The sequence below is a fragment of the Streptomyces sp. NPDC036815 genome, from assembly GCF_055609205.1.
This window is the reverse complement of record NZ_JBVJPW010000026.1, coordinates 84,494-107,295: the sequence shown is the minus strand read 5'-3', so window position 1 is coordinate 107,295 and position 22,802 is coordinate 84,494. Positions and strand designations below refer to the sequence as shown.

The 22,802-nt window shown below is 69.9% G+C and carries 18 protein-coding genes; 14 read left to right on the top strand and 4 right to left on the bottom strand.

Annotation, left to right across the window (positions count from 1 at the left end; translation table 11 throughout):
• Positions 1-403 precede the first annotated feature (403 nt).
• The gene (locus ACZ69I_RS34800) at positions 404-538 is read right to left on the bottom strand and encodes a hypothetical protein (RefSeq protein ID WP_281392946.1); all 135 of its coding nucleotides are present in this window, start codon (positions 536-538) and stop codon (positions 404-406) included.
• A gap of 1,065 nt (positions 539-1,603) precedes the next feature.
• On the opposite strand from ACZ69I_RS34800, the gene argC reads away from it, so the two are divergent.
• The 5 genes from argC to ACZ69I_RS34775 are packed head-to-tail and all read left to right on the top strand — an operon-like array spanning position 1,604 to position 6,440.
• Positions 1,604-2,632: an N-acetyl-gamma-glutamyl-phosphate reductase gene (argC, locus tag ACZ69I_RS34795; protein WP_470836533.1), complete on the top strand. Its 1,029-nt coding sequence runs from the start codon at positions 1,604-1,606 to the stop codon at positions 2,630-2,632.
• Positions 2,629-3,780, top strand: coding sequence for a bifunctional glutamate N-acetyltransferase/amino-acid acetyltransferase ArgJ (argJ, locus tag ACZ69I_RS34790; protein WP_470836531.1), 1,152 nt, complete (start codon positions 2,629-2,631; stop codon positions 3,778-3,780). Before argC ends, argJ begins: the two co-directional genes overlap by 4 nt.
• Positions 3,777-4,685: an acetylglutamate kinase gene (gene argB, locus ACZ69I_RS34785; protein WP_470836530.1), complete on the top strand. Its 909-nt coding sequence runs from the start codon at positions 3,777-3,779 to the stop codon at positions 4,683-4,685. The genes argJ and argB overlap by 4 nt, the downstream gene beginning before the upstream one ends.
• Positions 4,682-5,887, top strand: coding sequence for an acetylornithine transaminase (locus ACZ69I_RS34780; protein ID WP_470836528.1), 1,206 nt, complete (start codon positions 4,682-4,684; stop codon positions 5,885-5,887). Before argB ends, ACZ69I_RS34780 begins: the two co-directional genes overlap by 4 nt.
• A gap of 7 nt (positions 5,888-5,894) precedes the next feature.
• The gene (locus ACZ69I_RS34775; protein WP_389720904.1) at positions 5,895-6,440 is read left to right on the top strand and encodes an arginine repressor; all 546 of its coding nucleotides are present in this window, start codon (positions 5,895-5,897) and stop codon (positions 6,438-6,440) included.
• 154 nt (positions 6,441-6,594) lie between these two features.
• On the opposite strand, the gene ACZ69I_RS34770 is transcribed toward ACZ69I_RS34775, so the two are convergent.
• Positions 6,595-7,593, bottom strand: a complete 999-nt coding sequence (locus ACZ69I_RS34770) for a bile acid:sodium symporter family protein (RefSeq protein WP_470836540.1) — start codon at positions 7,591-7,593, stop codon at positions 6,595-6,597.
• Between the two features lie 75 nt (positions 7,594-7,668).
• Positions 7,669-8,274: a pyridoxamine 5'-phosphate oxidase family protein gene (locus tag ACZ69I_RS34765; RefSeq protein ID WP_467679283.1), complete on the bottom strand. Its 606-nt coding sequence runs from the start codon at positions 8,272-8,274 to the stop codon at positions 7,669-7,671.
• Between the two features lie 146 nt (positions 8,275-8,420).
• Here ACZ69I_RS34765 and argH point away from each other — a divergent pair, with 146 nt between their 5' ends.
• The 4 genes from argH to ACZ69I_RS34745 all read left to right on the top strand — a co-directional run bounded on the left by argH (position 8,421) and on the right by ACZ69I_RS34745 (position 13,123).
• Positions 8,421-9,851, top strand: a complete 1,431-nt coding sequence (gene argH / locus ACZ69I_RS34760; RefSeq protein WP_470836527.1) for an argininosuccinate lyase — start codon at positions 8,421-8,423, stop codon at positions 9,849-9,851.
• A 104-nt stretch (positions 9,852-9,955) separates the two neighbouring features.
• On the top strand, positions 9,956-10,930 hold the full coding sequence (locus ACZ69I_RS34755; RefSeq protein WP_470836525.1) for an aldo/keto reductase: 975 nt from the start codon (positions 9,956-9,958) through the stop codon (positions 10,928-10,930).
• Positions 10,931-11,033: 103 nt separating this feature from the next.
• On the top strand, positions 11,034-11,585 hold the full coding sequence (locus ACZ69I_RS34750) for a TetR/AcrR family transcriptional regulator (RefSeq protein ID WP_467679289.1): 552 nt from the start codon (positions 11,034-11,036) through the stop codon (positions 11,583-11,585).
• On the top strand, positions 11,582-13,123 hold the full coding sequence (locus ACZ69I_RS34745; protein ID WP_467679291.1) for an MFS transporter: 1,542 nt from the start codon (positions 11,582-11,584) through the stop codon (positions 13,121-13,123). Before ACZ69I_RS34750 ends, ACZ69I_RS34745 begins: the two co-directional genes overlap by 4 nt.
• Before the next feature lie 442 nt (positions 13,124-13,565).
• On the opposite strand, the gene ACZ69I_RS34740 is transcribed toward ACZ69I_RS34745, so the two are convergent.
• Positions 13,566-14,303, bottom strand: a complete 738-nt coding sequence (locus tag ACZ69I_RS34740) for a lysophospholipid acyltransferase family protein (RefSeq protein ID WP_467679641.1) — start codon at positions 14,301-14,303, stop codon at positions 13,566-13,568.
• A 319-nt stretch (positions 14,304-14,622) separates the two neighbouring features.
• On the opposite strand from ACZ69I_RS34740, the gene ACZ69I_RS34735 reads away from it, so the two are divergent.
• From ACZ69I_RS34735 to ACZ69I_RS34715, 5 genes are all read left to right on the top strand, one after another.
• Positions 14,623-15,804, top strand: coding sequence for a glycerophosphodiester phosphodiesterase (locus tag ACZ69I_RS34735; protein ID WP_470836523.1), 1,182 nt, complete (start codon positions 14,623-14,625; stop codon positions 15,802-15,804).
• A 114-nt stretch (positions 15,805-15,918) separates the two neighbouring features.
• The gene (locus ACZ69I_RS34730) at positions 15,919-16,434 is read left to right on the top strand and encodes an RNA polymerase sigma factor (protein WP_470836521.1); all 516 of its coding nucleotides are present in this window, start codon (positions 15,919-15,921) and stop codon (positions 16,432-16,434) included.
• 37 nt (positions 16,435-16,471) lie between these two features.
• Entirely contained in the window at positions 16,472-16,984 is a 513-nt protein-coding gene (locus tag ACZ69I_RS34725; RefSeq protein ID WP_467679297.1) for a GNAT family N-acetyltransferase, read from the top strand.
• A 448-nt stretch (positions 16,985-17,432) separates the two neighbouring features.
• Positions 17,433-18,992 (top strand): VCBS repeat-containing protein, encoded by a 1,560-nt coding sequence (locus tag ACZ69I_RS34720; RefSeq protein WP_470836520.1) that lies wholly within the window; start codon positions 17,433-17,435, stop codon positions 18,990-18,992.
• A gap of 159 nt (positions 18,993-19,151) precedes the next feature.
• On the top strand, positions 19,152-22,745 hold the full coding sequence (locus tag ACZ69I_RS34715; RefSeq protein WP_470836519.1) for a LamG-like jellyroll fold domain-containing protein: 3,594 nt from the start codon (positions 19,152-19,154) through the stop codon (positions 22,743-22,745).
• Positions 22,746-22,802 lie beyond the last annotated feature (57 nt).

Here is a 22,802-nt window from a genome sequence, read left to right as displayed (position 1 = left end):
CTCGCGAGAGTGGCTGGCCTCGAAGCCCGGCAGCGTGCTCCCGAAGCGAACGGGGACGCCCCCGAAGCCGATGACCGTGCCCTCGAAACACCACAGGATGAGGAAATGAAGTCATACGGCAGGGGCGAATCGAAAGAATGAAATGCCAACATTCGCGAGAACTGGAGGACCCCGAGATTCGACAGTTTCCCGATTCAGGAATCGGGATCCGGAATTCATTGGGTTCCACAAATAGGAAAAGGGATGTATGCTGGCAGCTGATCGCCAGTTCCGGGAAGCCGGACAGATCACTCGGTCCACAAATGAGTCGGGCCCCACGCCTCTGTTGCACGAGATCGTGGGGCCCCCGGTTCCGGACCTGGGATGGGCTCGGCCGTGGCATCGGCCGGGCCCATCGTTGCTGCTAGTTCAGCTGCCAGAGCTTGTACACCCAGTACGCGGCCTGGCTGGCACGCGCGATCAGGATGCATATCTGGACGGCTGATTGCCGCTTGGTCCGGTCCGGCTTGGTTCCCTCGTCGGGGTTCCTGCCGGACACCGAATCACCTCCTCCCGGTAGACCAGCTGAAATCCACCGGAATTCTTGGAGGGGTGTCTCGACAGTAGCAGAATCACGCCTACTGAAAAGCGGCTCCCTGAATGCGGCACCCATGCGAAGCGGCTAATGGTGAGAGCCGTCCGGCGGCGCCGAGGCGTGGGTAATAGCTGGCTCGCGCTCCGGGCAAGTCTCGGCGTGGTTCCGGTTACGGTCTCGGCGCCGAGCCGGTGATCTTGGTTAGATTCCGAGCGAGGAGGGCCGGGCGCTCCAATCGGCCACGGCGTTGGTCATGGGTTGCTGTCGATCCAGACCGTACGGCGCTCGGTGTTGAATACGTGCCAGATGCAGTCGCCGGTGGTCATCTCGATCTGCTGGCGGACGAGCCGCTTGCCCCGGTGGACGCTGCAAGCTAGATCGCCCTTGAGCCGGTTGTGGCGCTCGGGGTGCGCGTGGCCGGGGCCGGTACGGTCCGCATCACGAGCCGGGAAGATCCGCTCGCGCGTATCTGTGCGGGAGCGGCGGCATGGGCTATCGCGACTCCGCCCTGTTCGCCGCCCAGTACGTCGCAGTGATCCCGTTCAGGCTGCAGACCACTAGCATCTGGCCCTCCGGTCGCCAGGTCAGTGACGTGTGGGCCCCGGTCTCATTCGGCCGCAGCCCATTTTCAGGCCCTGTCGGTCGGCGCCGTGCCGACGCCGCGGACACCGATCAACGCGCAACTTGAAGACACTGCCGGCCTCCGTGGGCGGCCGGGAGTGGAGCCGTGGTGGCCCGGGGCGGACCGGGAGTCCGGCTCCACGTATCGGTGGCCTGGGGTGTACCGCCGATCGTCCCCAATTGCGTACGACGCTGTCGCGCACCACCGCGTACGACCTCCTCGCGCAAGGCTCTCCGGCTGCACAGCTGCTCTGGCTACACAGCGCTACGTGACCAAGGTGTGCCAACTAGCACTCTCCATGTGCCAACAAAAATTCTCGGTCACACTGCGCGGGGGGCTCCACCAGGCAGCACATTGCATAAAACTGCGGCGAAACGTATAGTCATGCCATCCAAGAGGAGGGTTCCATGAGGGTACGCGCAGCGGTGGCAGGGGCGAGTGGGTACGCGGGCGGCGAGCTGCTGCGTCTGCTGCTCGGGCACCCCGGGGTCGAGATCGGCGCCCTCACCGGCAACTCCAACGCGGGGCAGCGCCTCGGCGCGCTGCAGCCGCATCTGCTTCCGCTCGCCGACCGGGTTCTGGAGCCGACCACCACCGAGGTCCTCGCCGGGCACGACGTCGTCTTCCTCGCGCTGCCCCACGGGCAGTCCGCCGCCGTCGCCGAGCAGCTCGGGCCCGACGTCCTCGTCGTCGACATGGGCGCGGACTTCCGGCTGACGGACGCGGGGGAGTGGGAGAAGTTCTACGGGAGCCCGCACGCCGGGACCTGGCCCTACGGCCTGCCCGAACTGCCGGGCGGCCGCGCCGCCCTGGAGGGGGTCAAGCGCATCGCGGTGCCCGGCTGCTACCCCACCGCGGTCTCCCTCGCGCTCTTTCCCGCGTACGCGGCGGACCTCGTCGAGCCCGAAGCGGTGATCGTCGCGGCGTCCGGCACCTCCGGCGCGGGCAAGGCGGCCAAGCCGCACCTCCTCGGCTCCGAGGTCATGGGGAGCATGTCCCCGTACGGCGTCGGGGGAGGGCACCGGCACACGCCCGAGATCATCCAGAACCTCTCCGCCGCCGCGGGCACCCCCGTCACCGTCTCCTTCACGCCGACCCTGGCCCCGATGCCCCGCGGCATCCTCGCCACGTGCAGTGCGAAGGCGAAGGCGGGCGTGACCGCGGAGACCGTGCGGGCCGTCTACGCGAAGGCGTTCGCCGACGAGCCGTTCGTGCGGCTGCTTCCCGAGGGGCAGTGGCCCGCCACCGCGGCCGTGTACGGCTCGAACGCCGTGCAGGTCCAGGTCGCGTACGACGAGGCGGCCGGGCGCGTGATCGTGATCGGCGCCATCGACAACCTGACCAAGGGCACCGCGGGCGGCGCCCTGCAGAGCATGAACATCGCCCTCGGCCTCGACGAGGCCACCGGGCTCACTACGATCGGAGTCGCGCCGTGAGTGTGACGGCAGCCAAGGGATTCACGGCGGCGGGCATCGCCGCGGGCATCAAGGAGAACGGCAACCCGGACCTCGCCCTCGTGGTCAACACCGGGCCCCGCCTGGCCGCCGCGGGCGTCTTCACCTCCAACCGCGTCAAGGCCGCCCCCGTCCTGTGGTCGGAGCAGGTTCTCAAGGGCGGCCTGGTCTCCGCCGTCGTCCTCAACTCCGGTGGTGCCAACGCCTGTACGGGCCCGCAGGGCTTCCAGGACACGCACGCCACCGCCGAGAAGGTGGCCGAGGCGCTGTCCCTGAACGCCGGAGAGGTGGCCGTCGCCTCGACCGGGCTCATCGGCGTCACGCTCCCCATGGACAAGCTCCTGCCGGGCGTCGACAAGGCCGCCGGTGAACTCTCCGCGCACGGCGGCGAGAAGGCCGCCATCGCCATCAAGACCACCGACAGCGTGCACAAGACGTCCGTGGTCACCAAGGAGGGCTGGACCGTCGGCGGCATGGCCAAGGGTGCGGGCATGCTCGCCCCCGGCCTCGCCACCATGCTGGTCGTCCTCACCACCGACGCCGACCTCGGAGCCGACGTCCTGGACCGGGCGCTGCGCGACGCCACCCGGCTCACCTTCGACCGCGTCGACTCCGACGGCTGCATGTCCACCAACGACACGGTCCTGCTGCTCGCCTCGGGCGCGTCCGAAGTCGCCCCGGAGTACGCCGAGTTCGCCGCCGCCGTACGCGAGGTCTGCGACGACCTCGGCCGGCAGCTGATCGGCGACGCCGAGGGCGCGAGCAAGGACATCAAGGTCGAGGTCGTGAACGCCGCGAGCGAGGCCGACGCCGTCGAGGTCGGCCGCTCCATCGCCCGCAACAACCTCCTCAAGTGCGCCCTGCACGGCGAGGACCCCAACTGGGGCCGCGTGCTCTCCGCGATCGGCACGACGTCCGCCGCCTTCGAACCCGACCGGCTCAACGTCGCCATCAACGGCGTCTGGGTCTGCAAGAACGGCAGCGTGGGCGAGGACCGCGAGCTCGTCGACATGCGCTACCGGGAGATCGTCGTCACCGCCGACCTGGCGGCGGGCGACGAGAGCGCGACGATCTGGACCAACGACCTCACCGCGGACTACGTGCACGAGAACAGCGCGTACAGCTCATGAGCCGGCCGACCGCGCGGAAGCACACCGCGCTCCCCAAGGCGCAGATCCTCATCGAGGCGCTGCCCTGGCTGACCCGGCACCGCGGCAAGACCGTCGTCATCAAGTTCGGCGGCAACGCCATGGTCGACGAGGAGCTGAAGGCCGCCTTCGCCCAGGACGTCGTCTTCCTGCACCACGCGGGCCTCAAGCCCGTCGTCGTGCACGGCGGCGGACCGCAGATCAGCAGGGCCCTCGACCGGCACGGCATCGTCAGCGAGTTCAAGGCGGGTCTGCGGGTCACCACCGAGGACGCCATGGACGTCGTACGCATGGTGCTCGCCGGACAGGTCCAGCGCGAGCTCGTCGGGCTGCTCAACCAGCACGGCCCGCTCGCCGTCGGCCTGACCGGCGAGGACGCGCACACCATCACCGCCACCAAGCACCAGCCCCGCATCGAGGGCGAACTGGTCGACATCGGCCGCGTCGGCGAGATCACCGAGATCGACACCGGCGCCATCGAAGCGCTGCTCGCCGACGGCCGCATTCCCGTCGTCTCCTCGATCGCCCGCTCCCAGGACGACCACCATGTCTACAACGTCAATGCTGATACGGCGGCTGCGGCACTCGCTGCGGCGCTTGATGCCGAGACCCTGATGGTCCTGACCGACGTCGAGGGCCTGTACGAGGACTGGCCCCGCTCCGACGAGGTCATCAGCAGGCTCACCGCCGCCGAGCTCGAGAAGCTCCTGCCCGAGCTGGCCAGCGGCATGGTCCCGAAGATGGAGGGCTGCCTGCACGCCGTGCGCAACGGCGTGGAGACCGCCCGCGTCATCGACGGACGCGTCCAGCACTCGATCCTGCTGGAAATCTTCACGGATGAGGGAATCGGCACGATGGTCGTGCCCGACGAGGAGGGGGAGTCATGAGCAACCAGGAGCTGACGGCGCGCTGGCAGGGCGCGCTCATGGACAACTACGGCACGCCCAGGCTGCCACTCGTGCGCGGCGCGGGCACCAAGGTGTGGGACGCCGACGGCAAGGAGTACCTCGACTTCGTCGGCGGGATCGCGGTCAACGCCCTCGGCCTCGCGCACCCGGCCGTCGTCGAGGCCGTGAGCGCGCAGATCGGCGCTCTCGGGCACGTCTCGAACCTCTTCGTTGCCGAACCGCCCGTCGCGCTCGCCGAGAAGCTGCTGCAGCTCTTCGGGCGCGAGGGCCGGGTGTACTTCTGCAACTCCGGCGCCGAGGCCAACGAAGGCGCGTTCAAGCTCGGCCGGCTGACCGGCCGCCGGCACATGGTCGCCACCGAGGGCGGCTTCCACGGCCGGACCATGGGCGCGCTGGCCCTCACCGGCCAGCCCGGCAAGCAGGATCCTTTCCTGCCCCTGCCCGGCGACGTCACGCACGTCCCGTACGGCGACGTCGAGGCGCTGCGCGCGGCGGTCACCACCGAGACCGCCCTCGTGATCATCGAGCCGATCCAGGGCGAGAACGGCGTCGTCGTGCCGCCCGCGGGCTATCTGAAGGCGGCCCGGGAGATCACCTCGGCCACCGGCACGCTGCTCGTCCTCGACGAGGTGCAGACCGGAATCGGCCGCACCGGGCACTGGTTCGAGTACCTCGCGCACGACGGCGTGGAGCCGGACGTCGTCACGCTCGCGAAGGGTCTGGGCGGCGGCCTTCCGCTCGGCGCGACCGTAGCGTTCGGCGCCGCCGCGGAGCTCTTCAAGCCCGGTCACCACGGCACCACGTTCGGCGGCAACCCCGTCGCGTGCGCCGCGGGCCGTGCCGTCATCGACGCCGTCGAGGCCGAGGGGCTCCTCGAGAACACCAAGCGGGCGGGCGAGAAACTGCGCGACGCGATCGAGTCACCGGGACACCCGCTCGTAGGTCATGTAAGGGGCTCGGGGCTGCTGCTGGGTATCGTGCTCACCGAGCCGCTCGCGCCGCGGGTGCAGCAGGTGGCTCAGGACGCCGGCTTCCTCGTGAACGCGCCCGCCCCCGATGTCGTACGGCTGATGCCGCCGCTGAACGTGCGCGACGACGAGGTGGACGCGTTCCTGGAGGCACTGCCCGGCATCCTGGGCAGGGCTTCAGAAGCCGACGGGGACGGACGATCCGGAGAATGAGACGACGATGAGCCAGGCGCAAGGCAACGAGCACGGCGACCACGCGGGGCCCGCCGTGCCGCAGACCCGCACCGCACGCCACCGCCGGATCGTGGACATCCTCAACCGGCAACCGGTGCGCTCCCAGAGCCAGCTGGCGAAGCTGCTCGCCGACGACGGGCTGACCGTCACGCAGGCGACGCTCTCCCGCGACCTCGACGAGCTGAACGCGGTGAAGATCCGCAACACCGAGGGCGACCTCATCTACGCGGTCCCGAGCGAGGGCGGCTTCCGCACCCCGCGCGCGCCGCTGGGCGAATCGGCCAAGGAGGAGCGGATGCGGCGCCTCTCCGCGGAGCTGCTGATCTCCGCGGAGGCCTCGGCGAACCTCGTCGTCCTGCGCACCCCGCCGGGCGCGGCCCAGTTCCTGGCGTCCGCCATCGACCAGGCCGAACTCCACGACATCCTCGGCACGATCGCGGGCGACGACACGTTGATGCTGATCAGCAGGGAGGCCACCGGGGGGCAGGCGCTGGCGGACCACCTGCTGCGGCTGGCGTCGAACGAGCACTGATGCTGGCCCTGGGCCTGGGGTGCTGTTGATCACCGGCTTCGCCGAGTTCGTCCTCAATCGCCGGACGGGCTTGGTCTCCGCTGGCGTCGCACGAGCACTGATGCTGGCCCTGGGCCTTGGGTGCTGTTGATCACCGGCTCCGCCGAGTTCGTCCTCAATCGCCGGACGGGCTTGGATTCCGCCGCGCCATCCACGCCGCGACCAACGCCCCCGACACGTTGTGCCACACGGAGAACACCGCCGAGGGCAGCGCCGCGAGGGGGCTGAAGTGGGCCGTCGCCAGAGACGCCGCCAGGCCCGAGTTCTGCATGCCGACCTCGAAGGCCATGGCCCGCGAGGCGGGCGGGCCGAGGCGGGTCAGTCTGCCCGCGCCGTAACCGAGCGCGAGACCGAGCCCGTTGTGCAGGAACACCGCGAGGAACACCAGGGCCGCGGCCGACTTGATGGCCGCGGCGCTGCCCGCGACGACGATCGCCACGATGGCCGCGATGGTCAGCGCCGAGAGCCACGGCAGCGCGCCGAGCACCCGGTCGACGTACCGCCCGAGGAGCAGCCGCACGACCAGCCCGCCGAGGACCGGAAGAAGCACGGTCTTGAGGATGTCGGTGACCATCGAGCCCGCGTCCACCGGCAGGTACTCGCCCGCGAGCAGCAGCGTCAGCGGGGGCGTGACCAGCGGCGCGAGGACGGTCGAGACGGTGGCGACGGAGACCGAAAGGGCCACGTCGCCGCGGGCGAGGTAGGTGACCACGTTGGACGCCGTGCCGCTCGGCGCGCAGCCCACCAGGATCACGCCGGCCGCCAACTGCGGTGACAGGCCGAGCGCGTGGGCGATCAGCCAGCCGAGGCCCGGCATGATGATGTAATGCGCGACGAGACCGAGCGCTACGGCCCAGGGGCGCTTGACCACACCCTGGAAGTCGAGCGGCGTCATGGTCAGGCCCATGCAGAACATCACGACACCCAGCAGGTACGGGACGTTCGTGCCCCAGCCCTCGAAGGCGTCCGGCAGGGCGAGGCCGAGCGCGCCCGCCGCGAGGACGAGGACGGGGAAGACGGTGACGGCGCGGCGGGCGGCCTTGTCGGCCGGGTCCGCCCCGCCGGTCGGCTCCGCCTCGCCGGTCGGGCCGGTGAGCGTCTGGTCGGGTCGCACGGGCTGTTCGGATCGCACGGCGCGATGCAACGCCCCGGCGGGGCGCGCATGCAACCCCGTCTCGGTATGTGGTCGCTACACGGAGGTCTGCGTCCGGGGAACGGCGGGCGGCAGCGGCAGGGGCAGCCCCGGCAGTCCGTCGATGCTCTGCGCGATGTAGTCCTTCTTGGCGAAGTATGCGCTGAGCGACTCGTCGTCCTCCCGCGCGAAGCGCCTGCTGTGCAGGTCGCGGTCCTCGTCGTACGTCATGAACGGCACCCCGTACCCGCAGGTGTCGCGGATGAGGTCGGCCGTCACGACGATGATGGCGCGCAGGCCGTGCGGCGTCGGGTCGATGCCGGGGAAGTGGCCGAGCAGCTCGGCGAAGCGCGGGTCGTCACGGAAGACGGGCTCGCCCGTCCCGTGCACCCGCACGATGTTCGGCGGCCCCTGGAAGGCACACCACATGAGCGTGATGCGGCCGTTCTCCCGCAGGTGGGCGATGGTTTCGGCGTTGCTTCCCGCGAAGTCGAGGTAGGCGACGCGCAGTTCGTCGAGGACCACGAAGGAGCCCTGGAGGCCCTTGGGGGAGAGGTTGATCGTGCCGTCGTCGGCGAGCGGGGCGGTCGCCGTGAAGAACATCGGCTGTTCCTCGATGAAGGTGCGGAGTCTGCCGTCGATGCGTTCATAGGTTTTTCCCATGGCCAGTGATTATTGAGCAATGTTCTTTGTTTGTCTAACGAAATGGGACACTGTCGTGCGGGGTGGTTCGATTGACGAAACATACGGAGTACTGCATACTCATGCATGACGGTGCATGCAGGGAACGGCCTTGAGGAGCACGTGCAGTGAGCAGCAACAACGGCGGTGACGTCCGGCTCTGGGGCGGAAGGTTCGCCGACGGGCCCGCGGAGGCCCTGGCGAAGCTTTCGGCGTCGGTCCACTTCGACTGGCGCCTGGCCCCGTACGACATCGCCGGTTCCCGCGCCCACGCCCGCGTGCTCCACAAGGCGGGCCTGCTCACCGAGGACGAGCTGGCCGGCATGCTGGACGGACTCGGCCGCCTCGAGGCCGACGTGGCCGACGGCTCCTTCGTCGGCACCGTCGCCGACGAGGACGTCCACACCGCCCTGGAGCGGGGCCTGCTCGAACGCCTCGGCCCCGACCTCGGCGGCAAGCTGCGGGCCGGCCGGTCCCGCAACGACCAGGTGGCGACGCTCTTCCGGATGTACCTGCGCGACCACGCCCGGATCATCGGCGGCCTGCTCGCCGACCTCCAGGGCGCGCTCGTCGGCCTCGCCGAGGCGCACCCCGACGTCGCCATGCCGGGCCGCACGCACCTGCAGCACGCCCAGCCGGTGCTCTTCGCGCACCACGTCCTCGCGCACGTCCAGTCGCTGTCCCGGGACGCGGAGCGGCTGCGCCAGTGGGACGCCCGGACGGCCGTGTCGCCCTACGGCTCGGGCGCGCTGGCCGGCTCCTCGCTCGGCCTCGACCCGGAGGCGGTCGCCAGGGACCTCGGCTTCGAGCACGGCTCGTCCGCCAACTCCATCGACGGCACGGCCTCCAGGGACTTCGTCGCGGAGTTCGCCTTCATCACCGCGATGATCGGGGTGAACCTCTCCCGGATCGCCGAGGAGGTCATCATCTGGAACACGAAGGAGTTCTCCTTCGTGACCCTCCACGACGCCTTCTCGACCGGCTCCTCGATCATGCCGCAGAAGAAGAACCCGGACATCGCCGAGCTGGCGCGGGGCAAGTCGGGCCGCCTCATCGGCAATCTGACGGGCCTGATGGCGACGCTCAAGGCGCTCCCGCTCGCGTACAACCGCGACCTCCAGGAGGACAAGGAGCCGGTCTTCGACTCCTGCGACCAGCTGGAGGTCCTACTGCCCGCCTTCACCGGCATGATGGCGACCCTCACCGTGCACCGCGAGCGCTTGGAGGAGCTGGCCCCGGCCGGTTTCTCGCTCGCCACGGACATCGCCGAGTGGCTGGTCAAGCAGGGCGTGCCGTTCCGTGTCGCGCACGATGTCGCGGGCGCGTGCGTGAAGGTCGCCGAGGCCGGGGGCAAGGAGCTCGACGACCTCACCGACGAGCAGTTCGCCGAGATCTCCGAGCACCTCACCCCCGAGGTGCGGACCGTCCTGAACGTCCCCGGCGCCCTGGCCTCCCGCGACGGCCGCGGCGGCACCGCGCCCTCCGCCGTCGCCGTCCAACTCGCCGAGGTCAAGGCGGACCTGGCGGTGCAGCAGGAGTGGGCGGGCGCCCGCAAGTGACGGCCGGTGTCCGCGAGGACGACGGTGACGCCGGGTGCCCGTAGGTGACAAAAGGGCGTCGCGGGTTACGTTGACGGGGAACCCCCTACGACGAGGAGCCCGCGATGCCCTTCGCACGGCTGGCCGCAGCCACGACCCCGACCGCGCACCTGGGACTCGGCCTCGCCGCCGTCGGCAGGCCCGGCTACATCACGCTGGGCCGTGAGACCGACCTGCCGCCCTCCCGCAGCGTCGAGGACCTGCGCGAGCGCGCCCTGGAACTCCTCGACGCCGCCTACGCGTCGGGGGTCCGCTACTTCGACGTGGCCCGGTCGTACGGCAGGTCCGAGGAGTTCCTCGGCGACTGGCTGAGCGCCAGGCCCGACGTCACCGACGTCGTCATCGGCAGCAAGTGGGGCTATACGTACACGGCGGACTGGCGCACCGACGTCGAGGGCCCGCACGAGGTCAAGGACCACAGCGTCGCGGCGTACGCCCGCCAGCGCGCCGAGACCGCCGAACTGCTCGGAGACCGGCTCGACCTCTACCAGATCCACTCCGTGACGCCCGAGAGCCCGGCGCTCACCGACAAGGAACTCCACGGCCACCTGGCCGCGCTCGCCGCCGAAGGCGTCACCGTCGGCCTCTCCGTGAGCGGCCCCGACCAGGCGGCCGCGATCCGCTCCGCCCTCGCCGTGACCATCGACGGGGAGCCGCTCTTCCGCACCGTCCAGGCCACGTACAACATCCTGGAGACCTCGGCGGGGCCCGCGCTGGCCGAGGCGCACGAGGCGGGGCTGACCGTGATCGTCAAGGAGGGCATGGCCAACGGCAGGCTCGCGGGGCCGTACGCGCCGCCCGCGCTGCGCGAGGTCGCCGAGGAGGCGGGGCTCGGCTGCGACGCGGTCGCGCTCGGCGTCCTGCTCGCCGAGCCGTGGGCGGGCGTCGTGCTCTCCGGCGCGGCCACGTCGGTCCAGCTCGTCTCCAACCTGCACGCCGCCGCCGTCGACCTGGACGCCGGGCAGCTGGAACGGCTCGTGGGGCTCGTGCAGGACCCGGCCGCGTACTGGGAGGGCCGGGCGCGCCTGCCCTGGAACTGAACGGGGGAGGGGGCCCGGGTCGATCTCCGGTCCGCGGCTCGCCGACACCGAACCGCTGACACATCATGAGACATTCGTGTCTCACACGGCTTATGGTTGTGTCATGTCAGTCGATCGCGACCAGGTCCTGCGCAGCGCCGCGGCCCTGCTCACCCGTAAAGCCACCTCGACCATGGACGAGGTCGCCCGCGCCGCGGGCATCAGCAGGGCGACCCTGCACCGCCACTTCGCGGGCCGCGATGCACTCGTGCGCGCCCTTGAGGACCTCGGCCTCCAGGAGTGCGAGGCCGCCGTCGACCGGGCCCGGCTGCGCGAGGGCAGCGCGAGCGAGGCGCTGCGGCGCCTGGTGAAGGAGATCGAGCAGGCCGCCGGGCTGCTCGCGTTCCTGTACACCGAGAACCAGCTGTTCGAGGGCGACACCCAGAACGAGGGCTGGTCCCGCATCGACGACCGGCTCGCCGCGCTCTTCCGGCGCGGCCAGGAGAACGGCGAGTTCCGCATCGATCTCACCCCCGGCTGGCTCACCGAGGCGTTCTACGGCCTCGTCGGCTCCGGCGCCTGGGCGGTGCAGGACGGCCGGGTGGCCGCCAACGACTTCTCGTACATGATCGCCGAGCTGCTGATCGGCGGCGCACAGCGGAGAGTGGACTCATGACCAGCACACATCAGCAGACGGCGGCGCCCGATGCGGAGCGCAGCCCCGGCCGCTGGCTCGCCCTCGCCGTACTCGCCCTCGCGGTGCTCCTCGTCGCCGTCGACGCGACCGTGCTGGGCCTGGCGACGCCGTACATCAGCGAGGACCTCAAGCCCTCCGGCACCCAGCTGCTGTGGATCGGCGACGTCTACTCCTTCGTCATCGCCGGTCTGCTCGTCTCCATGGGCAGCCTCGGCGACCGTATCGGCCGCAAGAAGCTGCTGCTCACCGGGGCCGTCGCCTTCGGCGCGGTATCGGTGCTCAACTCCTACGCCACCAGCCCCGAGCTGATGATCCTCGCCCGCGCGCTGCTCGGTGTCGCGGGCGCGACGCTGATGCCGTCCACGCTCGCGTTGATCCGGAACATCTTCCACGACCCGCGCGAGCGCAGCCTCGCGGTCGGCATCTGGGGCGCCATGGCGTCCGCGGGTGCGGCCGTCGGGCCGGTCGTCGGCGGCTTCCTGCTCGAACACTTCTGGTGGGGCTCGGTCTTCCTCATCAACCTGCCCGTGATGGCCGTGCTCGTGCTGGTCGGCATCAAGTTCCTGCCCGAGTCCAAGAACCCGGCCCCGGGCCCCTGGGACCTGGTCAGCGTCGTGCTCTCCCTCATCGGCATGATCGCCGTCGTGTACGCCATCAAGGAGGCGGCCGCGCACGGTCTGCGCTGGGACGCCGTGGCGGGCGCGGTCGTGGGCGTCGCCGCGCTCACCTGGTTCGTACGCCGCCAACTGACGCTCAGGGCGCCGCTCCTGGACATGCGGCTGTTCCGCAACCGCGGCTTCTCCGGGGCGGTCCTCGCCGACCTGCTCACCGTCCTCGGCCTCTCCGGCCTGGTCTTCTTCCTCTCCCAGTTCCTGCAACTGGTCCAGGGCCGACGGCCGTTCGAGGCGGGCCTCGCCGAACTGCCCGCGGCGGTCGGCGCGGTGGGGGCCGGTCTGATCGCGGGCATGGTGGCGCGGCGCTTCTCCGTACGGATCGTGGTCGCCGGAGGCCTCGCGGCGGTCGGTCTCTCCCTCGCCGCGCTCACGGGGCTCAGCCAGCACACCGGCTATCCGCTGCTCGGCGCCTCGCTCCTGGTCGTCGGCATCGGCGCGGGCTTCTCGTTCACGGTGACCGCCGACGTCATCCTCTCCAGCGTCCCCAAGGAACAGGCGGGCGCGGCGTCCGCGGTCTCCGAGACGGCGTACGAGCTGGGCGCGGCGCTCGGCATCGCCCTGCTCGGCTCCATCGTCACCGGCGTCTACCGCGACTTCACGGCGCCGCCCGGCACGCCGCCGGACGTCGCGTCGGCCGCGCACGAGTCGCTGGGCGGCGCGGTGGAGTCGACGGCGTCCCTGCCGGCGGCTCAGGCGGACGTCCTGCTCTCGGCCGCCCAGACGGCCTTCGTGGACGGTCTGCGCCTGGCGGCGGGCGTGGGGGCGGCGGTGCTGCTCGCGACGGCTGCGGCGGCGTGGTTCCTGTTGAAGGGCCAGGAGTTGGAGTCGGGCGTCGAGCACTAGGGCGTCGCGGGCGGGCGGTACGTGGTGACCGCTCGCGCAGTTCCCCGCGCCCCTTAAGGGGTCGGGTGTTGTCTGCGGGCGGTGTGTGGCTGGTCGCGCAGTTCCCCGCGCCCCTGGTAGTGCGTGGTTGCCCGCGCTGCCCTCCGCACCCAGCTGGGGGCTTGCCCCGGCGAAGACCTCAGGGGCGCGGGGAACGGCGCGAGCAACCCACCACGGCCCGCAGGCAACGAACGCAGGCCAGCCCCTTCAGGGGCGCGGGGAACGGCGCGAGCAACCCACCACGACCCGCAGGCAACGAGCAGAGGCCAGTCCCCCCAGGGGCGCGGGGAACTGCGCGACCAGCCACACACCGCCCCCAGGGAACGAACAACGCCCGCCCCGGCGCCGGGGGAAGACCCCGACCCCGGCACGGGCGCGCCGATGAGAACCGTCACCCGGGCGGCTAGGCCGCCTTCGCCTTCGTGGCGTACATGTCCACATACTCCTGCCCCGACAAGAGCATGACCTCCGTCATCACGGAGTCCGTCACCGCCCGCAGCACATACCGGTCACGGTCCATGCCGTCGTACCGCGAGAACTCCATCGCCTCACCGAAGCGCACCGTCACCTTCCCCGGCCGGGGAAGCCCCTTGCCGCCGGGCTGCAGCTTGTCCGTGCCGATCATCGCGAAGGGGACGACGGGCGCACCCGTCATCAGGGTGAGGCGAGCGATCCCCGTACGCCCCCGGTACAGCCGCCCGTCGGGCGACCGCGTGCCCTCGGGGTAGATGCCGAAGACCTTGCCGTCATCGAGAATGCGCCGACCGGTCATCAGCGCGGCCACGCCCCCGCGGCCACCGTCCCGGTCCACCGGGATCATGCCGACACCCGTGAAGAACCAGGCCATGAGGCGGCCCTTGAGGCCCTTTCCGGTGACGTACTCGTCCTTGCCGATGAAGAACACCGGACGGTTCGTCACCAGCGGCAGGATCATCGAGTCGATGAACGTCAGGTGGTTTCCGGCCAGGATGACGGGACCGGTCCCCGGAATGTTCTCGGCGCCTTCTACCCGTGGGCGGAACATCAGGCGCAAGATCGGTCCGAGCACTGCCTTGATGAGCGCTAGACGGGACAACAGGCCCTCCGGTGTCAACGGGTCGACGACGAGTAAATGCAGGTGAGGACGATACTCGCGGGCCACCGCCCTTTGCACATCGGGTTCATGCACTCGATACGCAGTGTTGACCTGACTTTGCGGGATCTTGCCCTGCGCCGTCGCCTTTGTGACGACCGTATCCCCACGGGATCGTTGTGGCCCGAACCAGTGGTCCTTGTCACGCACACCCGTCGCTCTGCGTGGCGGGCCGCCGGGCGCGGGCCGCCACGTCCATGGTGCGCCCACTCGCCACGCCACGTCATCCCGCCGTTCCGTCGGGGGTCTCCCACACGTCACTCCCGGCCACCTACGATCAGTCCCGCTTTGTCAGGTGCAAGGCGGCAGCACATCGGGAGGAGCGCCAATGGCGACGCAGGGATCGGGTCAGCAGCAGCCGGGGACGAGTCCGGGGCGGCGGGCGGTACTGGGGGCGGCGGTCCTCGGCGCGGGCACGGCGGTGGCGGGAGTGCCCGGCGTGGCAAGAGCCGACGAGCGTCACGGCGGCGGTCACGGGGGGCACGGCGGCTACCGGAGCCTGCCCGTGCCGACGGTCGTCGCGCACCGGGGGACCAGCGGCTACCGCCCCGAGCACACGCTCGGCTCGTACCAGCTCGCCCTCGACATGGGCGCGCACGTGATCGAGCAGGACGTCGTGCCCACCAAGGACGGCCACCTCGTATGCCGTCACGAGAACGACATCACCGCGACGACGGACGTCTCGGCGCACACCGAGTTCGCGTCCCGCAAGACCACCAAGTCGGTGGACGGCGTCAAGCTCACCGGCTGGTTCACCGAGGACTTCACGCTCGCCGAGCTGAAGACGCTGCGCGCCAAGGAGCGCATCCCGGGCACCCGCCAGCACAACACCCTCTACGACGGCCGCTGGGAGGTGCCCACCCTCGAAGAGGTCCTCCGCTGGGCGGAGAAGGAGGGGCGCAGGCGCGGCAGGCCGGTCTGGCTGCACATCGAGACCAAGCACCCCACGTACTTCCGCAAGCTGGGCCTGGGTCTCGAGGAGCCGCTCGCCAAGCTCCTGCGCCGCTACGGCCGGCACAAGAAGAACTCGCCGAACTTCCTGCAGTCCTTCGAGCCCTCCAGCATCCAGCGCCTCGCCAAGCTGGTCTCCGGCCCCCGCGTCGTGCTGCTCTCCACCGCGAACTCCCGCCCCTGGGACTTCGTCGAGGCGGGCGATCCGCGCACCGTCGCCGACCTGATCACGCCCAAGGGCCTGCGGTGGATGGCGGGCTTCGCCCAGGGCATCGGCCCGACCCTCGACCTCGTCATCCCCAAGAAGGCGGACGGCAGCCTCGGCACCCCGACCACGCTGGTCGACGACGCGCACGCGGCGGACCTGATCCTGCACCCGTACACGATGCGCAACGAGAACACCTTCCTGCCCGCGAACTTCAGGAAGGGCACCGACCCGAACGCCTACGGAGACGCCTTCGGCGCCTTCAAGGCCTACTTCGAGACGGGCATCGACGGGATCTTCTCCGACAACTGCGACACCGCGCTGCTCGCCGCCGCGGACTTCGCGCAGGACTGACGTCCCTCTTCGACGCCGGGTGACTCGCGTCAACGGCCGACCGTCCGGCCCCGGTTGGGGTGAGAAGCGGCCGTTCCGGAAACCTCGTACCGGAGCGGCCGCGTCCCGCCGGGCATGACCCACGACCTCATCCCCACCCTGCGCCCGCTGCTCGCCGCCGAGGCGTCCGCGGAGGCCCTCGGCTCCGGCGCGGACCCCGGTGACCTCGAACAGGCCGTCTGGCTGCGCCTGTTGGAGCGCATGAAGACGACGGGGCCGCCCGCCGACCCGGCGCGGTGGCTGCGCGGCGCCGTCCGGTCCGAGGCGCGCCGCACCCGGCACACCGGGCGCCGCGAGGCGGCGTACGCGAACGAGCCCGCCGACGACGCCGAGCACGGCCCCGAGCAGCGCGCCCTGACCGCCGACCGGCACCGCGCCCTGCACGCCGCCGTGCGCAGGCTGCCCGGCCGTTGCTCGCGCATCATGGCCGCGCTGCTGTCCCCCGAGGACCTCACCTACCGCGAAATCGCAGGGGAGTTGGGAATGTCACAGGGCAGTCTGGGGCCGGAACGTTCCCGATGCCTGGGATGCCTGCGCAGAATGCTCACGGCGGAGGTTGCGGCTCCTGCTCCGTGGGGAAGGGAGCGGTAGACAACCGGTGGAGCAGGTGAGCGGGAGGCATGCACACATGGGCATGAGCGTGACCATCTCGGTGGCGACGGCCGACGGCGAGGACGCCGTCGAGCAGATCCTCAAACTGCAGTACCTCTGCTACCAGAGCGAGGCCGAGATCTACGGCGACTACTCGATCGAACCCCTGACGCAGTCCCTCGACTCCATCAGGGCCGAAATGGCCGCGGGCACGGTCCTGGTGGCCCGCCTCGGCGACGAGGTGGTGGCCTCCGTACGCGGCACGGTCGACGCGGACGGCACGGCGCGCATCGGCAAGCTCATCGTCCACCCCCGCATGCAGCGGCACGGCCTGGGCGGCCGCCTGCTCGACGCGATAGAACAGCACCTCGGCGCGACCGGCACCGCCAAGTGCTTCCAGCTCTCCTCCGGCCACCGCAGCGAGCAGAACCTGCAGCTGTACCGCAAGCACGGATACGCCGCGGTGGACACCCAGCGCGTGAACGAGCGGCTCACCCGGGTCACTCTCGCCAAGGACGTACCGGCGAGCGCGTTCGTGGCGAGCGCCTAGCGGATACGTCGGCCCCGCTCGGGTCGCCGTCCGGCTGCGCGAGGGGCGATGCCAGAGGGGACATAACGCCCAGGGGCTACACGGATTTCGCCTGGCTTTCACCTCGCGTTCCGTGATGCCCCTGGGTGCGGTACATCCAGGCATGGCCGATTCTCGCCGCGCAGAGCCCTATTGGTGTTCCGCCGCTTCGGGCGTGAGCTGGCGCGGCAAGGCAGCCTGTGAGTTCGCTGTGAACCTCACATCCGCCCAAAAGGCGCCCCGATCCCACGTGTTGTCGGGCTTTCGGAGCGTGGCCGGGAGTCGCCTCCGGTCGCTACGGACAGTAAACCGTCGTGGCCGTATGTTAATTGTGTGTGACGTGCGTCATGTTGACGGCTTATCGGGCCGGAGCATTAACTCGCCCCGCTGTGAACATCCGGTGGATGTTCCGTAACTCTGGGGTGGGGTTGTGGAGTTGAACAACAACCTGCGCATTGGCGTGCGGGTGAACAAGTGGGGTGCCCTGGCGGCCCTCGTGGTGACAGCCGCGGCGTCCTTCTCTCTGGGCGCGCCGTCCGCGACCGCGGTTTCGTGCACCGCCGGAGTGGGGTCGGACTTCAACGGCGACGGCATGCGCGACATGGCCGTGGCCGATCCCGAAGCCACCGTCGATGGCAAGGCGAACGCAGGCCTCGTCCGCATCGTGCTCGGCGGCGACAAGGGCGTTACCGAGATCTCCCAGGCGATGAGCGGCATGACCGCCAACCCGGAGACCGGCGACAAGTTCGGTGCGTCGATCGCCGTGTACGACGCGGACAAGGACGGCTGTGACGACTTGGCGGTGGGAGCGCCGTACGAGGACGTCAAAACCACCGAGGGGGCACAGGCGGACGCCGGAGCGGTCTACGTCATCCACGGCCGGCCGACGGGCCTGGGTGAGGGGGCCACGGTCGAGAGCTACACCCAGGCGGGCCTCGACGGCGACACCACCACCGAGGCCGGTGACCTCTTCGGGTACGCCCTCGCGGCCGGCGCCACGTCGGGCGGCAAGCCGTACCTCGCCATCGGCGTACCGGGGGAGGCCATCGGGGACCGCTCGGACGCAGGGTGCATCCACTACGTGCAGGGCACCACCAAGACCACGGTCAATCAGGACGACCCCGACGTGCCGGGTGTGGCCGAGCCTCATGACCGGTTCGGGCACTCCCTTGCCGCCACGAGTCGCTTCATCGCCGTCGGAGCGCCCGGCGAGGCCATCGGTGAGGAGTCGTTCGCCGGGGCCGTGACCCTGTTCAACCACGCTCTGGTGGCCGGACGACCAACGGCACTGGACGGAGTGGACGAGGACCATCCCGCCCTGGTGTCCGGTGCGTCCGCCAAGGACGACCGGTTCGGCACAGCGCTGTCGATGGTCCCGTACCGCCCGTCGGGCGCGGATTCCGAGACGGACGCGCTGCTGGCCGTCGGAACCCCCAACGAGAACATCGGCACGGTTGCGGACGCGGGTGCCGTGACCGTCATCCGGATCAAACCCTCAGGTGCCGTCACCGAAGTCAACTTCATGGACCGTCTGGCATCCGGCGGCGACGAGCGGCCGGCCACGGCTGACTTCTTCGGCCAGCGGGTAGCCCTCGCCAACACCGCTCCCGGTGAGGTCGGTACCACCGAGACGATCAAGCTGGCCGTCAGCGTTCCCAACCAGGAAGTGGGAGCCGCGGAGAACGCCGGCGCCGTGCACATCCTGTCCGCACTCGACCGCTCCGGCGGAGGCGGCAAGGCCCTTACGCGGGGCAAGGGGCTCCCGGGCACCGCGCAGGCCCGCGACTTCGCGGGTCTCGGGCTGTGGGCCTCGTACAAGGACCTGTACGTCGGAGTGCCCTACAGCAAGACGCCGGCCGACCGTAAGGGCCTGGTGTACGCGATGTCGTGGAAGCACATCGAAGACGGCACCGGCTCGGTGCGCACGCTCAAGCCGGGCGCCGACGGCATCCCGGACGAGGGCAAGGCATTCGGTTCGGACGTGAGGTAGGCGGACGCGGGGCGCCGTGCACACAGCGGCGCCCGTGATGGCTTCCCGGCCTGCGGCGTTCCCGTGGGTCCAGACACTGGGGGATCAGGGGGAATGGTGAAGAGCAGGGCAGAACGGCGTGTGCGAAGAGCGGCCGTCGCGGTCGGTTTGATTACTTCCGTGCTGGTATCCGGAATCGGCGGGCTGCCTGCGGCCGGCGCGGCATCGTCCGAGCCGCCGGGTGAGCCGCGAAAGGCCACGTCGACTGCCGAGCTCACCGACGACGCGGCAGTTCGGCGCGCGGACGAGGCGGGGAAACGGATCGAAGTCCTCGGGCGCCGCACCGAGCGCGGCCAGACGTTCGCGAACCCGGACGGCACTTTCACCACCAAGGAGTACGCGCAGCCGGTCCGGACGCTCAAGGGCGAGAAGTGGGCCGACATCGACACCACGTTGGTCGAACAGCCGAACGGAACCCTCGCTCCCAAGGCCACCCCCACCGCTGTGACGCTGTCCGGCGGCGGTGAGGGTCCGTTCGCCACGATGGTGCGCGACGGCAAGACGCTGTCCCTGTCCTGGCCCGGCAGGCTGCCCGCACCCGAGGTAGCGGGTTCAACGGCTACGTACCGCGCGGTCCTGCCGGACGTAGACCTGGTCGTGCGTGCGGAGCCCGAGGGATTCGCGCATCTGCTGGTCGTCAAAACCGCGAAGGCGGCTGCCAACCCGAAGCTGACCGGCATCGAGCTTCCCGTCGCCACTCGTGGTCTCGCCGTACGCAAGGCGTCCGGCGGTGGACTCGTGGCCAAGGATCCGGCTACCGGCGGCACGGTCTTCGAGGCGCCGCAGCCCGTCATGTGGGACTCCAGCGGTGACAGCGGGGCCGCGGCGCGGAGGAAGGGCGCGGCGCAGGCCGCCCCCGCCGACGGCGCCCGAGTCTCGGACGTCGGTCTCGGTCTGCGGCGCGATGTCATGACCCTGAAGCCTGATCTGACCCTGCTCAGGGGGGAGCACACCCGCTATCCGGTGATCATCGACCCGGTGGCCAGGACGAAGAGCCGCACCGCGTGGACTTGGGTGTCGTCCGCGAAGCCGGGCCTCGAGGGCTGGAAGTTCCCCAACTCGGACGACGGCGTCGAGTCCGGCAAGGGTGTCGGCCGCTGTCCGGCGAACTACTCCGTGCGCTGCACCGGAAGCAACGACGTTCAGCGTCAGTACTACGCGCTGCCGACGGGGACGTTCGAGGGCAAGAGGATCCTCAAGGCAGAGTTCGCGATCACGCTGGTGCACACGTACAACAGCGAGGCCCGCTCGGTGCAGTTGCATCGCGTGAACAGCTCCGGCGGCAGTGCGATCAACTCGCGTACCAATTGGTCCAATCGTCCGTCGAGCAAGGACCACATCACTTCCGAGTCGCCGACCAATGCGACAGGTTCCTGCTCGGCGACCAATCAGAACGTGCGCTTCGACGTCAAGGGCACCGTGCAGAAGGCGTCATCCAGCGGTTGGGACACGACCACGTTCGGACTGCAGGCCGCCACCGAGGATTCGTACGTCTCCTGGAAGCGGTTCTGCAACAACGCGGCACTGGAAGTGACGTACAACAGGCCGCCCTACCAGCCGAAGATGGACGAGCTCTCCATGGACCCCGGAGGCAAGTGCGCCTACGGAGAGGCATCCAAGCACTACACGAAGAAGGCGCCGACGCTCTCCGCGATCGTGTGGGACCCGGACCACGGCGACGTGAAGGGCAACACGGAGAAGGTCAGGGCGCAGTTCGAGGTCTTCTGGACGGACAAGAACGGCAACGAAAAGAAGTACGTCGTCACCACCGGCTACCAGCAGACGAACACCGACCGGAGCCGCGACAGCGGATACGAGGAGTTCACCTACAAGGTGGGCGAAGACATCCGCGGTGACGGCACGGGTTCCTTCGCGCTGCCGCAGAACACCGTGATCGGCTGGTGGGTGCGCGGCGGTGACGACATCGGAGGATCGGGCGAGTCCTGGGGGCCCTGGAGCCACGAAGGTTCCGGCACCCGCTGCGAGTTCATTCTCGACTCGACCAAGCCCGACGCGCCGGAGGTGAAGTCCGAGAAGTACCCCAACGACGGGAAGTGGCACGCAGGAGTCGGTGAGTACGGCAGCTTCGAGCTGCACTCCGAGGGGACCGACGTGGTCAAGTACCGCTACCAGTTCACGGGTGAGGCGGAGCACACGATCACGCCGGACGCGCCCGGCAGGCCGGCCATCGTGCGCTGGATGCCGCAGCGGGAGCGGCCGGTGACTCTGTACGTCGAGGCGGAGGACCGGGCGGGCAACAACCGGGAGATCACCAAGTCCTATCGCTTTCGGGTGGCCAAGGGGCGTTCCCCGAAATCCTCATGGGCGCTGGCGGACCCCGAGGGTTCCGGGCAGGCAGCGGGGGGCGACGGTACGCAGGCGGCGACCGCAGGGCCCGGCGTGACCTTCGGCGAGGACGGCCCGCACGGCTCCGTGCGTACGGCGGCGACGTTGGACGGCAGCAGTGGTGCCTACCTCAACACAGGCCAGCACGTGGTCGACACGGACAAGACCTTCTCGGTGGCGGGCTGGGTGATGCTGCCCCAGCTGCCGACGAAGTCGATGAGCGTGATCAGTCAGGACGGATCAGCCCAGTCGGGCTTCTCGCTCGGGTACGACGCCGCCTCCCACCGATGGTCCTTCCTGGCACCCGACAGTGAGATCGACTCGACGATCTCCTGGGAGGTGCAGGGGCCAAGGGCGGTGCCCGGTGAGTGGACGCATCTCGTCGGCGTCTACGACAAGGACGAGAAGAGGGCCGGCTCCTCGGGCACGATGCGCATGTACGTCAACGGCACCCTGGTGCAAGGCGACATCCAGGAGCGCCCGACGACCTGGAACGCCACGGGTTCCCTGCAGATCGGGCGGGCTCTGGAACCCGCCGGCTACACGGCGAACCTGAAGGGGACGGTGGCGGACGTCCAGGTCTTCGACCGTGTTCTTTCCGCCGGCGAGACACAGAGCTTGGGAGGCATTCCGCCGTTGCAGCGCGCCTACTGGGACATGGACGAGTCCGACGACGGGATGGTGCCGGACCGTACGGACGGCACAGGGATGACCCTGCGCGGAGGTGCCTCCGTGTACCAGGCGAACGACACCTGCGACGTCCTCGATCCGAACTGCAAACCGGCCGAACAGCCCGTCTGGGGTGACGGCCACCTGGCCCTGGACGGCAAGGACGGGTATGCGAGTCGCGCGGCGGGGCTGCTGAAGGCCAAGGCCAGTTTCACCGTCACGGCACGAGCCAGGCTCGGTTCCCCCGACGCCACGGCTACCCAGACGGTCTTCGCGCTGCCCGGCACCAAGGGATCGGTGGCCTCTGTCCGGTTCGACAAGGACAGTAAGCGGTGGAAGCTGAGGCTGACCGAAAAGGACACCTCCGACGCCGTCGTGACGGAATCCGAGGCAGGCACCGTCCAGCCCAGCAGTGAGGGACGGGGTGACCATCTCGCTCTCTCCTACAACGCGCTGTTCGAAGAAGCCCGCTTGTACGTCAACGGTCAGTGGACGGGCCAGGTCGTGCGGTGGTCCAACGACTGGGACTTCTCCACGGCGGGCCTGCAAGTAGGACGCGCAGGCCTGACCTCGGGATCGCAGTACTTCTCGGGGGCGATCGACGAGGTACGCGTCTTCGAGGGCGCACTGGACGAGCCGCTGGTGGCAGCCGTGGCGAACCTGAAGTCCGGCGCGAATCTGGACGGCACGGTGACCTAGCCGCCAGGACGTAGGGCGGGCTCCCCGGAGCCCGTCCCGCCCCAGACCCCGATGCCC

What these genes read in the sequence shown, in the direction of transcription:
- ACZ69I_RS34765 (WP_467679283.1), bottom strand. Translation starts at nt 8,274, where the DNA reads ATGGGAAAAACCTATGAACGCATCGACGGCAGACTCCGCACCTTCATC.
- ACZ69I_RS34755 (WP_470836525.1), top strand. Translation starts at nt 9,956, where the DNA reads ATGCCCTTCGCACGGCTGGCCGCAGCCACGACCCCGACCGCGCACCTG.
- ACZ69I_RS34735 (WP_470836523.1), top strand. Translation starts at nt 14,623, where the DNA reads ATGGCGACGCAGGGATCGGGTCAGCAGCAGCCGGGGACGAGTCCGGGG.
- ACZ69I_RS34730 (WP_470836521.1), top strand. Translation starts at nt 15,919, where the DNA reads ATGACCCACGACCTCATCCCCACCCTGCGCCCGCTGCTCGCCGCCGAG.
- ACZ69I_RS34725 (WP_467679297.1), top strand. Translation starts at nt 16,472, where the DNA reads ATGGGCATGAGCGTGACCATCTCGGTGGCGACGGCCGACGGCGAGGAC.
- ACZ69I_RS34750 (WP_467679289.1), top strand. Translation starts at nt 11,034, where the DNA reads ATGTCAGTCGATCGCGACCAGGTCCTGCGCAGCGCCGCGGCCCTGCTC.
- argC (WP_470836533.1), top strand. Translation starts at nt 1,604, where the DNA reads ATGAGGGTACGCGCAGCGGTGGCAGGGGCGAGTGGGTACGCGGGCGGC.
- ACZ69I_RS34780 (WP_470836528.1), top strand. Translation starts at nt 4,682, where the DNA reads ATGAGCAACCAGGAGCTGACGGCGCGCTGGCAGGGCGCGCTCATGGAC.
- argB (WP_470836530.1), top strand. Translation starts at nt 3,777, where the DNA reads ATGAGCCGGCCGACCGCGCGGAAGCACACCGCGCTCCCCAAGGCGCAG.
- ACZ69I_RS34775 (WP_389720904.1), top strand. Translation starts at nt 5,895, where the DNA reads ATGAGCCAGGCGCAAGGCAACGAGCACGGCGACCACGCGGGGCCCGCC.
- ACZ69I_RS34745 (WP_467679291.1), top strand. Translation starts at nt 11,582, where the DNA reads ATGACCAGCACACATCAGCAGACGGCGGCGCCCGATGCGGAGCGCAGC.